Origin of the sequence: Acidisphaera rubrifaciens HS-AP3 (assembly GCF_000964365.1) — a bacterium.
GTDB lineage: Bacteria > Pseudomonadota > Alphaproteobacteria > Acetobacterales > Acetobacteraceae > Acidisphaera > Acidisphaera rubrifaciens.
Genome location: NZ_BANB01000097.1, coordinates 1 through 11,612 on the forward strand (window position 1 = coordinate 1; position 11,612 = coordinate 11,612).

An 11,612-nucleotide genomic window follows, 5' to 3' on the forward strand; every position below is an offset into this window, starting at 1 on the left:
CGGGGCGGCGCTGGCGGCGGTGCGGGCGTGGTGGATGGCCGGCGGCTGCCGTGCCGGGGCTGCGGCGTGCAGGGAGGAATTGGCGCGGCGGCTGCGGTCCTGTTAGACGCGGGCGCGATGGACGCCATCCCCCCCGTTGCGCCGACGCAGGCCGCGCCCCGGCGCGCCGACCGGACCTTCGCGCTGATGCTGCGGCTGTGGCGGGAGCATATCCGCTTTCACCGCGCCCGCATCGGCATCGTGCTGGCGAGCACAGCCGTAATGGCCGGCACGACCGCGCTCTATCCGGTGCTGATCCAGCACGCGTTCCACATGTTCGAGGACCGCGACACCCGCATCCTCTATCAGATCCCCGCCCTCGTGCTGGCGGTGACCTCGGTGAAGGCGGCGTCGCAGTATATCCAGAACATCGAGGTGCAGCGGATCGTCCTGCTGGTGATCCGCGAGTTGCAGAACCGGATGTTCGCGCATGTGGTTCGCGCCGACCTCGCCCGCATGGAGCGCGAGGCGCCGGCGCAGATCGCGGCACGCTTCACCACCGACGCGACGGTGATGCGCGAGGCGCTGACCCGGGCGGTCAACGGGGTGGCGGATGCCATCACCGTGATCGGACTGGTCGGGTCGATGATCTATCTCGACTGGCTGCTGTCGCTGATCGCGGCCGTGCTGTATCCGATCGCCGGTCTGCCGATCGAGCGGCTGGGGCGGCGGATACGGCGCGCGAGCGGCGGGATGCAGCAGCGGATGGGGACCACGTCCGCGCTGCTGAACGAAAGCTTCGCGCAGGCGCGCACCGTGCGTGCCTATGGGCTGGAAGCGGCGGAGATGCGGCGGGCGGACGGCGCGTTCAGCGACCTGTACCGCGCGCTGCTGCGCATGGCCCGCAACCGGGCGCGGGTGGACCCGATCCTGGAGGTGCTGGGCGGGGCGGCGATCGCGGCGGTGATCGGGTTCGCCGGCTGGCGGGCGGCGGTCGGGTCGAACACGATCGGCAACTTCACCGGCTTCGTCGCGGCGCTGCTGATCGCCTCGCGGCCGCTGCGCGCGCTGGGCTCGCTCAACGGCGCGATCCAGGAGGGGCTCGCCGGTCTCGTGCGCATCTTCGACGTGGTGGACGAGGAGCCGGGGATCGTCGATCGCCCCGGCGCCGTGCCGCTGCCGCCGGGGCACGGGCGGGTCGTGTTCGAGGACGTGCGCTTCGTCTATCCCGACGGGCGGGTGGCGCTGGACGGCCTGAGCTTCGAGGCCGCACCCGGCCGGACGATCGCGCTGGTCGGCCCGTCGGGCGCCGGCAAGTCGAGCGCCCTCGCGCTCATCCCGCGCCTCCACGACGTGAGCGGCGGGCGCATCGTGATCGACGGGGCGGACGTGCGCGACGTGACGCTCGCCAGCCTGCGGGAAGCGATCGCCTATGTCGGGCAGGACACGCTGCTGTTCGACGACAGCGTGGCGGCGAACATCGCGATGGGCCGTCCCGGCGCGTCCGAGGCGGAGATCGAGGCAGCGGCGGCGGCGGCGGCGGCCCACGACTTCATCGCCGCGCTGCCGGAGGGTTACGCGACGCGGGTCGGCCCCGGCGGGCAGCGCCTGTCCGGTGGCCAGCGCCAGCGGGTGGCGCTCGCCCGCGCCCTGCTGCGCAATCCCCGCATCCTGCTGCTGGACGAGGCGACAAGTGCGCTCGACACCGAAAGCGAGGCGGCGGTGCAACAGGCCCTGACCTCGCTGCGCGCCGGGCGGACCACGATCGTCGTGGCGCACCGCCTGTCCACCGTCCGCGATGCCGACCTGGTCGTGACCCTGGCCAACGGTGTCGCGGTCGAACAGGGCACCCACGCCATGCTGATGGGCACGGAAGGCCTGTATGCGCGTCTGGTGCGCACGCAGGCCCTGGCCGCCTGACGCGCTCGCCCCTGCGCCGGCCGGGCAGTCCGATCACGTTTTTGCGCGTTGCAACTGACTGACCGGTCAGTTATTTGACAGGCATGTCTGGAACCCTGGCGCGGTCGGCGAGGAGTTGGGTCCGGCGCAAGGATGACCGTCCGGTGGAAATCGTGGCGGCCGCCCTCGCGCTGTTTGCTGCGCGCGGCTATGGCGCGACGAAGCTTGAGGACGTTGCCTGCGCCGCCGGCATCGCCAAGGGCACGATCTATCTCTATTTCGCCAACAAGGAAGATCTGTTCCGGGCTGTCGTCCGGCAGGAGCTGCTGCCGGCGCTTGCCCGCATCGAGGCGGCGATCGAGGTCCATACCGGGCCGACGCAGGATCTGTTGCGCCTGCTGATGGCGCATTTCGTGCAAATGATTGAAAGCGAACTGGGCGGCATTCCCAAGCTCGTCGTCTCGGAGGCCGGCAACTTTCCGGAGATCGCGCAATTCTACGCCGACGAAGTTGTCGCGCGCGGTATGGCGATCATCGAGCGTATCGTTGCGCGCGGCGTCGATCGGGGGGAGTTCCGTCCCGTGGAGGCCGCGCGGCTGACGCCCGTCCTCGTCGGGCCGATGCTGTGCATGCTGCTGTGGCGCCACTCGATCGGGCGGCACAGCGCCATCGGGTTCGATCACCGCGCGGTGCTCGAGACCCAAATCGACATCCTCCTGCGCGGGCTCGCGCCGGAGCCGGGGGCCTGACCGCGGGTGATCGCGGCAGGCACGGACGGCAACGAACTGGATTGAGCAGGAGCGGCGTATGGCCGACGGTATGAGCGTCGCGGAAGATCAGCGATCGGATCGACTCGATCGCCCGGTCGCTGAGAGCGACACGCGCGCGCAACCCGCGCGCGACGAGGCGCGCCGGCCCGGGGCGGGCACGCCCGACGGCAAGAACGCGTCGGCGCGGCCGCCGAAGCGTTCGTATCGTCGGTGGGTGGTTCTCGGTATCCTTGCGCTTATCGTTGCGGGCGGGGCGACGTATTACTGGTGGTCCACGCGCGGGCTGGTCACCACCGACGACGCCTACACCGACGGGTTCGTGTCGAGCATCGCGGCGCAGGTTTCGGGACAGGTGACCGACCTCGCGGTGGACGACAACCAGCATGTCCACAAGGGCGACGTGCTGTTCCGTATCGATCCGCGGCCGTTCATCGACGCCCGTGACAAAGCGCAGGCCAATCTCGAGAACACGCGCGGCCAGCTGGCGGCGGCGCAGTATGCGGCCGAGGTGGCGGAGAAGAACTTCCCGGCGACGCTGCAAGCCGCCAAGGCGCAGCTCGCGAGCGCGCAGGCGACGCTGTTCAAGGCGCAGACGGATGCCCGCCGCCAGCACAGCCTGCCGCGCGCCGCGACGACGCAGCAGGACGTCGATTACGCCGATGCGGCGCTTCGTCAGGCGCAGGCCCAGGTCGCGCAGGCCGAGGCGCAGGTCGCCGAGGCGGAGCCGGTGAAACAGAACATCGGCGAGATCCAGGCGCGGGTGACGCAGCTCGACGGCGGCGTGAAGCAGGCGGAGGCGGAACTCGCCACCGCCAACCTCAACCTCGAATGGGCGACGGTCCGCTCGCCGCGCGACGGCTGGGTGACGCAGCGCACGGTCGCGCGCGGCAACTACGTGCAGCCCGGCCAGACCGTCATGTCGATCGTGTCCGACAAAGTCTGGGTGACCGCCAACTTCAAGGAAACGCAGCTGACCGACATCCGGGCCGGGCAGCGGGTGACGTTCGAGGTCGACGCCTATCCATTCCTGCATCTGACCGGGCATGTCGACAGCATCCAGCTTGGCTCCGGCTCGCGCTTCAGCGCCTTCCCGGCGGAGAACGCGACCGGCAACTTCGTCAAGATCGTGCAGCGGGTGCCGGTGAAGCTGGTGATCGACAGCGGGCTCGACCCGAAGCTGCCGCTCCCGCTCGGCATCTCGGTCGTGCCGACCGTGCATCTGAACTGACCGCCCCATGGGCGTCGCGCTGACACAGGAGGAGAAGGCCTCCGACGCGGCTTGGCGGCCGCGTGCCAACCCGTGGATGATCGCGGTCGTGGTGACGCTCGCCGCGTTCATGGAAATCCTCGACACCACCATCGTCAACGTGTCGCTGCCGCACATCGCGGGCACGGTGTCGGTCAGCTACGACGACGCGACCTGGGCGCTGACGTCGTATCTCGTCGCCAACGGCATCGTGCTGACGATTTCCGGCTGGTTCAGCCGGGTGCTGGGCCGCAAGCGGTATTTCCTGATCTGCATCGTGATGTTCACCGTGTGCTCGCTGCTATGCGGGCTCGCGAACAACCTGGCGGAGCTGGTGATCTTCCGCCTGGCGCAGGGGTTCTTCGGCGGCGGGCTGCAACCGAGCCAGCAATCAATCATTCTCGACACGTTCGAGCCGGCCAAGCGCGGACAGGCATTCTCCGTCGTGGCCATCGCGGTGATCTTCGCGCCGGTGATCGGGCCGACGCTCGGCGGCTGGATCACCGATACCTACACGTGGCGCTGGATTTTCTTCATCAACGTGCCGGTCGGCATCCTCGCCTTCTTTGCCGTGCTCAGCATGGTCGAGGACCCGCCCTGGGTGCGGCGCGAGCATGAGCGATCGTCCAAGCGCATCGACTATATCGGCGTCGGGCTGATCACGCTGGGCCTCGGCTGCCTGCAGGTGATGCTCGACCGGGGCGAGGATGCGGACTGGTTCGGCTCGCCGATGATCGTGACCTTCGCGGTCCTGTCGGCAATCGGGCTGATCGGCGCCGTGGCGTGGCTGACCTGGACCGACAACCCGGTGGTCAACCTGCGCGTCTTCAAGGACCGCAACTTCGCCCTCGGCTGCGTCATGATCTTCGGGTTCGGCAGCATCCTGTATTCGAGCAACGTCATCATCCCGCAGCTCGCGCAGGAGCAGCTGGGCTACACGGCGGAGCTGGCCGGCCTGATCCTGTCGCCCGGCGCGATGATGATCATCCTGCTCATTCCCTTCGTCGGCCGCGTGCTGCTGCCGAACGTGCAGACGCGGTACATCATCGCGTTCGGCTTCATCGTGCTCGGCGTGTCGTGCCTGTACGCCCGGGCGAACATGGTCTCAGACCTCAGCTTCAACGAGCTGGTCCTGATCCGCTGCGCGCAGACGCTCGGCCTCGCGTTCCTCTTCGTGCCGAACAGCACCATGGCCTACGCGACGCTGCCCAAGGAGCTGAACGGCGACGGCTCGGCGCTGTTCGTGATGCTGCGCAACGTCTCGGGCGCGGTCGGTATCTCGCTGGCCGGCGCGTTGATCACGGAGCGGACACAGGTGCACCGCGCCTATCTGGTTGACCATCTGTCCGACCAGAGCCTCGGCTACCAGCATCTGCTGTCGCAGTATGAAAGCAGCCTGCGTGCGCTCGGCCGCGCGCCTGCGGCCGTCGCGGGGCAGGCGGAGGCGCTGGTCAATCGCGCGCTGAACACGCAGGCGGCGTTCCTGGGCTACATGGACGTGTTCATGGTGATCGCCATCATGGCGTTCATGGTGGTGCCGCTGACGTTCCTGTTCCGCGCGTCCAAGGCAGGCGGCGGCGGGCCGCCGGCGCACTGAGGCGCCCGCCGGGCGTCCCTGGGGAGGGTCGGATGGCACGGATCGACAGCATCGAGGCGCTGGAGGCGCTGTACGGCACGCCCTCGGCGGCGGCGATGGTCAAGGAGACGCGCTGGATCACGCCCGAGTACCGCGCCCTGGTCGAGGCGGCGCCGTTCGTCGCGCTGGCGACCGTGGGTGACGAGGGGCTCGACTGCTCGCCGCGCGGCGACGTGGCGGGGTTCGTGCGCGTGGCCGACCCGGGTACGCTGCTGCTGCCCGACCGGCGGGGCAACAACCGCGTCGATTCGTTGCGCAACATCGTGCGCGATCCGCGCGTGGCGCTGCTGTTCCTGATACCCGGCCTCGGCATCACGTTGCGCGTCAACGGCCGCGCCGACCTGCGGACCGACGCGGCGCTGCTGGACAGCTTCGTGATGGAGGGCCGGGCGCCGCGCTGCGTCGTCGTGGTGTCGGTGGAGGCCGTGTATTTCCAGTGCTCGCGCGCAATCCAACGTGCGGATCTGTGGAATCCCGGCCGCCACGTCGACCCGGCGTCGCTGCCGAGCGCGGGGGCGATCCTGACCGCCTGCAGCGGCGGCAGCTATGACGGCGCGCGGTTCGACCGCACCTGGCCCGCGGAGTCCAAGGCCGCCCTGTGGTGAGCGGCCCGCGGGGGCGCCGCTAGGGCCAGCGCACCTCCGGCGGCAGGCTCATCAGGATGGCCTCCACGTTGCCGCCGGTCTTCAGGCCGAACAGCGTGCCGCGGTCATGGATCAGGTTGAACTCCACGTACCGGCCGCGCCGGACGAGCTGGTGCTCGCGCTCGGCCGGGGTCCAGGGCTCCGCCATGCGGCGGCGGACGATGGCCGGATAGGCGTCGAGGAAAGCCTCGCCCACGTCGCGGGTAAAGGCGAAATCCGCCGCCGCGTCGCCGGTCGCGTGATGATCGAAGAAGATGCCGCCCGCGCCGCGCGGCTCGCCCCGGTGGGGGAGAAAGAAATAGCGGTCGCACCACGCCTTGAACCGCGGGTAGTAGCCGGGATCGTGGCGGTCGCAGGCGGCGCGGAAGGCGGCGTGGAAGGTGGCGGCGTCGGCCTGTGCCTCCGGCGTCTCGAGTCGCATCGGCGTCAGGTCGCCGCCGCCGCCGAACCAGCCCTGGGTCGTGACCAGCATGCGGGTGTTGAAATGCGCCGCCGGCACGCGGGGGCTGCGCATGTGGGCGACCAGGCTGATGCCGCTCGCCCAGAAACGCGGGTCCTCCGCAGCGCCAGGGATCTGGGCGCGGAACTCGGGGCTGAAGGTGCCCCAGACGGTGGAGACGTTGACGCCCACCTTTTCGAACACCTGCCCGCGCATCAGGCTGATGACGCCGCCGCCGCCCGGTGTCCCGTCCTCGGTGGGCCGGTCCCAGGGGCGGCGTTCGAAGCGGCCGGCGGGACCGGCGTCGGGGTCGGGACGGTCGTCCTCGATCGCCTCGAAGGCGGCGCAGATGCGGTCGCGGAGGCTTTCGAACCACGCCCGCGCGGCCTCGCGCAGGTCGATATGCGCGGCGGCGGTCGCGGGAGCTCGCACAGGGGCTTGCGTCATCGGCAGATGGTCCACATAGGTGCCAGAGGCATGGTCCGGCACGGCGGCGATGCGGTGCTGTTGCCGGTTCCGGGAGGCGTGTCTAGAGTGCAGCGCACCATGGCCTTGGGGGCTCCGAGGTCTTTTGGCATGGGATCGAGGTGAGTATGGCTGAATTAGCCGCGGCTGGCACCGGCGGACATCACGGTGCACACGGAGGGGATGGCCGACGCGATTTCCTTCGTCTGATTACCGCCTCGGGCGCCGTCATCGGCGTGGGCGCGATCGCCTGGCCGCTGATCGACAGCATGAACCCGTCCAAGGACGTCCTCGCTTTGTCGTCGGTCGAGACCGACCTGACGCCGATCGAACTCGGGTCGGGCATCACCGTCGTCTGGCGCGGCAAGCCGATCTTCGTCCGTCACCGCACGGAGAAGGAGATCAAGGAAGCCGAGGACGTGCAGATGAGCCAGCTCATCGAGCCGCAGCCGGACAGCGAGCGGGTAAAGGCCGGCCACGCGCAGTGGATCGTGCTGATCGGCATCTGCACCCATCTCGGCTGCGTGCCGCTGGGCAACAAGCCGACCGATCCGCGGGGCGAGTGGGGCGGCTGGTTCTGCCCGTGCCACGGCAGCCAATACGACACGTCCGGCCGCGTCCGGCACGGTCCGGCGCCGCTCAATCTCTACATCCCGCCCTATGCCTTCGAGAGCAACACCAAGATCAAGATCGGCTGACGACGCCGCCAGCGCGAGGGGTTAGACCATGGCCGGGCTCCACAAGAGCGACATCAAGAATCCAGTCCTGAACTGGATCGACACCCGCATGCCTGTCTTCACGATGATGGAGAAGGAATACGGGTCGTTCCCGACGCCGAAGAACTTCAACTATTTCTGGAACTTCGGCGCCCTGGCCATGGTGACGCTGGCGATCATGATCGTCACCGGCATCTTCCTGGCGATGAACTACACGCCGAACACCGAAATGGCGTTCGACAGCGTGCAGCGGATCATGCGCGACGTGAACTACGGCTGGCTGATCCGCTACGTGCATCAGAACGGCGCCTCGATGTTCTTCATCGTGGTGTATGTCCACATCTTCCGCGGCCTTTATTACGGCTCGTACAAGGCGCCGCGCGAATTGCTGTGGATCATCGGCGTGGCATTGCTGCTCGCGATGATGGCGACGGCGTTCATGGGGTACGTCCTGCCCTGGGGCCAGATGTCCTACTGGGGCGCGACCGTCATCACCAACCTGTTCTCGGCCATACCGCTGGTCGGGACGGACATCGTGCAGTGGCTGTGGGGCGGCTTCTCGGTCTCCAACCCCACGCTGAACCGCTTCTTCAGCCTGCATTACCTGATGCCGTTCGTCATCGTCGGCCTGGTGTTCCTGCATGTGGTGGCGCTGCACATCACCGGCTCGAACAACCCGCTCGGCATCGACGTGAAGTCGCCGCAGGACACGCTGCCGTTCCACCCGTACTACACGGTGAAGGACAGCGTCGGACTGTGCGTCTTCCTCGCGATCTTTGCCGCGATCGTGTTCTTCGCGCCGAACATGCTGGGTGACCCGAACAACTTCATCCCGGCCAACCCGCTGCAGACGCCGGCGGACATCGTGCCGGAATGGTACTTCCTGCCGTTCTACGCGATCCTGCGATCGGTGCCGAACAAGCTCGGCGGCGTGGCCATGATGTTCGGGTCGATCGCCGTGCTGTTCGTGCTGCCCTGGCTCGACACGAGCCGCGTCCGCAGCGCGCGCTTCCGCCCGATCTACCGTCCGCTGGTGTTCGTCCTGGTCGCCGCCGTGGTCGTGCTCGGCATGGTCGGCGCGCACCGGCCCGAGGGGATCTGGGTCGTGCTCGGCCGCGTCGCGACGACCTATTACTTCCTGCATTTCCTCGTGATCCTGCCGGCGCTCGGCATTCTTGAGAAGCCGTTGCCGCTGCCGGAGAGCATCAGCAACCCCGTGCTGCCGCGACGTGGCGGTGGTGGCGGACCGCTGCCCGGCGGGGTGCCGGCGGCGCCGATGGAGAAGCCGTGATGTCCGCCTCGACCCTACTGCGCCGCCTGCTGCCCGCCGCCATGGCTGCCTCCGTCCTGCTGGCGGCGCCGGCGGTCCGGGCCGAGGAGGCGCTGCCGCACGAGCACTGGAGCTTCTCCGGCATTTTCGGCGGGCTCGATCTCGCGGCGGCGCAGCGTGGCTTCCAAGTGTATAACGAGGTCTGCTCCTCGTGCCATTCGATGAACCTGCTGCATTACCGCGATCTGGCCGGCATCGGCCTGACCGCGCAGCAGATCAAGGATATCGCCGCGAGCAAGACGGTTCCCGGTCCGCTCGACGACAACGGCGACGAGACCACGCGGCCCGGCACCCCGGCCGACGTGTTCAAGGCGCCGTATAAGAACTCCAAGGCGGCGGGCGCGGCATTCGGCGGCGCCGCGCCGCCGGATCAGTCCGTGCTGCTGAACGCCCGCGAGGGCGGTGCCGATTACATCTATGGCATCCTGACCGGCTACGTGGACCCGCCGGCCGGCTTCAAGGTGCCGGACGGTCTGTACTACAACGAGTACATGCCCGGCCACCTGATCCACATGCCGCAGCCGCTGCATGACGATCAGGTGACCTATGCCGACGGGACGAAGGCGACGGTCGCGCAGATGGCCCACGACGTCACGACGTTTCTTTACTGGACGTCGAATCCGGAAGCCGTGACGCGCAAGCGGATGGGTGTGCGGGTCGTGCTGTTTCTCGTGCTGATGGCCGGTCTCACCTACACGGTGAAGCGCCAGATCTGGTCGGACGTGGAGCACTGACGGCGAGTAGCGCTCGTGGCCGATAACTGGGAGCCCGTCGTCGGGATCGTCGGCGGCTCCGGCCTGTATCACATCGACGGTCTGACCGAACAGGTCTGGCGGCCGGTGCATTCACCCTGGGGCATGCCGTCCGACGAGTTGCTGTTCGGGCGTCTCGACGGGGTGAAGTGCGTCTTCCTGCCGCGTCACGGGCGCGGGCACCGGCTGTCGCCGACCAACCTCAACTATCGGGCCAACATCGATGCGTTGAAGCGGGCCGGCGTGACCGACCTGCTGTCGATGTCGGCGGTGGGCAGCCTCAGGGAAGAGCTGCCGCCGGGCCATTTCGTCATCGTCGACCAGTTCATCGACCGCAGCTTCGCGCGGGAGAAGAGCTTCTTCGGCGACGGCGTGGTGGCGCATGTCTCGATGGCCGATCCGGTGTGCGCGCGGCTCGGCGACGCGCTGCAGGCGGCGGCCGATGGGATCGGTCTGCCGATCACCCGCCGCGGCACCTATCTCGTGATGGAAGGGCCGCAGTTCTCGACCCGCGCGGAGAGCGAGCTGTATCGGAGCTGGGGCTGTTCGGTCATCGGCATGACCAACATGCCGGAGGCCAAGCTCGCGCGGGAGGCGGAGATTTGTTACGCCACCGTCGCGATGGTCACCGACTACGACTGCTGGCACACCGAGCATGACGACGTGACCGTCGATGTCGTGACGCGCGTGCTGGCCGACAATGCCGAGAAGGCGCGCGCGCTGGTACGCGCCGTGGTGCCCGCACTGGCCGCGCGGCGGGAAGTGTGCGGCGCCGGCTGTGACCGCGCGCTCGACACGGCCATCATCACCGCGCGGTCGATGCGCAGCCCGGTGTTGATGTCCAAGCTGGGCGCCGTCGCCGGCCGGGTGCTGTAGCACCGCGGCCGGCGGTGGGCCGCCGTCAGGCGAGGTGGCGGGCGAAGAACTCCAGCGTCCGCTCCTGCGCGAGTTTCGCGTCCGGCGCGCTGTAGCTGCCGCGCTCGTCGCAGCCGAATCCGTGCTGCGCCCCGTCATAGACGTAGATTTCGACCTCCGGCCGCGCGTCGCGGATCGCCTCCACGTCCGTCATCGGAATGGAGGTATCGAGCTCGCCGAAATGCATCTGCACGGGACAGTGCGGCGCCGCCTCGCGCGTTGCGGCGATGCCGCCGCCGTACCAGCAGGACGCGGCGGCGAAGTGCCGGGTCTTGGTGGCACCCCACCACGACACCGTGCCGCCCCAGCAATAGCCGACGATGCCGATGCGCCCGCCGCCCACCAGCGCGGAGAGGCGCGCCGCCGCCGCGTCGATGTCCGACATGGTGCCGCGGTCCTCAACCCGGCCGCGCAGTTCGCGCCCGCGCGCCACGTCCTCGGCCGTGTAGCCGAGCGAGACGCCGCGCTCGACACGGTCGAACAGGGCGGGTGCGACGACCGCGTAGCCGCGCGCGGCGAAGCGGGCGCAGACATTGCGGATGTGGCTGTTGACGCCGAATATCTCCTGCACCACGACAAGGCCGTGACGCGCGCCCGGAGGCGCCAGGACGTGCGCCGCAAGCGTGTGTCCGTCGGGGGCGACTAGCGTTTCGTCGGTCATGGCGCTCTCCTCTGCCGTGGCGGCTGAACGGGCCGGGAGAATGAGGCCATGGGCGAGATCGTCAACCTGCGCCGTGCCCGCAAGGCCGCCGCCCGCGAGGCGGACCGGGCCGAAGCGGCGGAGAACCGCATCCGCCATGGCCGCCCGCGCGCGCAACGCG

The 11,612-nt window shown here is 68.9% G+C and carries 12 protein-coding genes; 10 read left to right on the forward strand and 2 right to left on the reverse strand.

Annotated features, from left to right (window positions below):
* Positions 1-117: 117 nt before the first annotated feature.
* From B8460_RS03820 to B8460_RS03840, 5 genes are all read left to right on the forward strand, one after another.
* Positions 118-1,899 (forward strand): ABC transporter ATP-binding protein, encoded by a 1,782-nt coding sequence (locus tag B8460_RS03820; protein WP_048860250.1) that lies wholly within the window; start codon positions 118-120, stop codon positions 1,897-1,899.
* A gap of 152 nt (positions 1,900-2,051) precedes the next feature.
* Positions 2,052-2,627 (forward strand): TetR/AcrR family transcriptional regulator, encoded by a 576-nt coding sequence (locus tag B8460_RS03825; protein WP_206742637.1) that lies wholly within the window; start codon positions 2,052-2,054, stop codon positions 2,625-2,627.
* 58 nt (positions 2,628-2,685) lie between these two features.
* On the forward strand, positions 2,686-3,876 hold the full coding sequence (locus tag B8460_RS03830) for an efflux RND transporter periplasmic adaptor subunit (protein ID WP_084623213.1): 1,191 nt from the start codon (positions 2,686-2,688) through the stop codon (positions 3,874-3,876).
* Positions 3,877-3,883: 7 nt separating this feature from the next.
* The gene (locus tag B8460_RS03835; RefSeq protein WP_048860251.1) at positions 3,884-5,491 is read left to right on the forward strand and encodes a DHA2 family efflux MFS transporter permease subunit; all 1,608 of its coding nucleotides are present in this window, start codon (positions 3,884-3,886) and stop codon (positions 5,489-5,491) included.
* Positions 5,492-5,523: 32 nt separating this feature from the next.
* Complete coding sequence (locus B8460_RS03840; RefSeq protein WP_048860252.1) at positions 5,524-6,135, forward strand: pyridoxamine 5'-phosphate oxidase family protein; 612 nt, start codon at positions 5,524-5,526, stop codon at positions 6,133-6,135.
* A gap of 19 nt (positions 6,136-6,154) precedes the next feature.
* Here the strand turns inward: B8460_RS03840 and hemF are convergent, their stop codons facing one another.
* Positions 6,155-7,060 (reverse strand): oxygen-dependent coproporphyrinogen oxidase, encoded by a 906-nt coding sequence (gene hemF, locus B8460_RS03845; RefSeq protein ID WP_048860258.1) that lies wholly within the window; start codon positions 7,058-7,060, stop codon positions 6,155-6,157.
* 146 nt (positions 7,061-7,206) lie between these two features.
* Here hemF and petA point away from each other — a divergent pair, with 146 nt between their 5' ends.
* Genes petA through B8460_RS03865 form a run of 4 tightly spaced genes read left to right on the forward strand, consistent with a single transcriptional unit; the run spans position 7,207 to position 10,752 of the window.
* The gene (gene petA, locus B8460_RS03850; protein ID WP_048860253.1) at positions 7,207-7,776 is read left to right on the forward strand and encodes a ubiquinol-cytochrome c reductase iron-sulfur subunit; all 570 of its coding nucleotides are present in this window, start codon (positions 7,207-7,209) and stop codon (positions 7,774-7,776) included.
* Positions 7,777-7,804: 28 nt separating this feature from the next.
* Positions 7,805-9,085, forward strand: a complete 1,281-nt coding sequence (locus tag B8460_RS03855; protein WP_048860254.1) for a cytochrome b — start codon at positions 7,805-7,807, stop codon at positions 9,083-9,085.
* Positions 9,085-9,858 (forward strand): cytochrome c1, encoded by a 774-nt coding sequence (locus B8460_RS03860; RefSeq protein ID WP_241771099.1) that lies wholly within the window; start codon positions 9,085-9,087, stop codon positions 9,856-9,858. The genes B8460_RS03855 and B8460_RS03860 overlap by 1 nt, the downstream gene beginning before the upstream one ends.
* Positions 9,859-9,873: 15 nt before the next feature.
* Positions 9,874-10,752 carry an S-methyl-5'-thioadenosine phosphorylase gene (locus tag B8460_RS03865; RefSeq protein ID WP_048860255.1) on the forward strand — a complete coding sequence of 293 codons (879 nt, stop codon included), beginning with the start codon at positions 9,874-9,876 and terminating at the stop codon, positions 10,750-10,752.
* A gap of 25 nt (positions 10,753-10,777) precedes the next feature.
* Here B8460_RS03865 and B8460_RS03870 read toward each other — a convergent pair whose 3' ends face one another.
* Positions 10,778-11,452, reverse strand: a complete 675-nt coding sequence (locus B8460_RS03870; protein ID WP_048860260.1) for a dienelactone hydrolase family protein — start codon at positions 11,450-11,452, stop codon at positions 10,778-10,780.
* Between the two features lie 48 nt (positions 11,453-11,500).
* On the opposite strand from B8460_RS03870, the gene B8460_RS03875 reads away from it, so the two are divergent.
* The coding region (locus tag B8460_RS03875; protein WP_148360326.1) for a DUF4169 family protein at positions 11,501-11,612 on the forward strand (112 nt) is incomplete at its 3' end.

Excerpts from the sequence above, each read along its gene's own strand:
- B8460_RS03820 (WP_048860250.1), top strand. The coding sequence starts at position 118 with ATGGACGCCATCCCCCCCGTTGCGCCGACGCAGGCCGCGCCCCGGCGC.
- B8460_RS03830 (WP_084623213.1), top strand. The coding sequence starts at position 2,686 with ATGGCCGACGGTATGAGCGTCGCGGAAGATCAGCGATCGGATCGACTC.
- B8460_RS03835 (WP_048860251.1), top strand. The coding sequence starts at position 3,884 with ATGGGCGTCGCGCTGACACAGGAGGAGAAGGCCTCCGACGCGGCTTGG.
- B8460_RS03840 (WP_048860252.1), top strand. The coding sequence starts at position 5,524 with ATGGCACGGATCGACAGCATCGAGGCGCTGGAGGCGCTGTACGGCACG.
- hemF (WP_048860258.1), bottom strand. The coding sequence starts at position 7,060 with ATGACGCAAGCCCCTGTGCGAGCTCCCGCGACCGCCGCCGCGCATATC.
- petA (WP_048860253.1), top strand. The coding sequence starts at position 7,207 with ATGGCTGAATTAGCCGCGGCTGGCACCGGCGGACATCACGGTGCACAC.
- B8460_RS03855 (WP_048860254.1), top strand. The coding sequence starts at position 7,805 with ATGGCCGGGCTCCACAAGAGCGACATCAAGAATCCAGTCCTGAACTGG.
- B8460_RS03860 (WP_241771099.1), top strand. The coding sequence starts at position 9,085 with ATGTCCGCCTCGACCCTACTGCGCCGCCTGCTGCCCGCCGCCATGGCT.
- B8460_RS03870 (WP_048860260.1), bottom strand. The coding sequence starts at position 11,452 with ATGACCGACGAAACGCTAGTCGCCCCCGACGGACACACGCTTGCGGCG.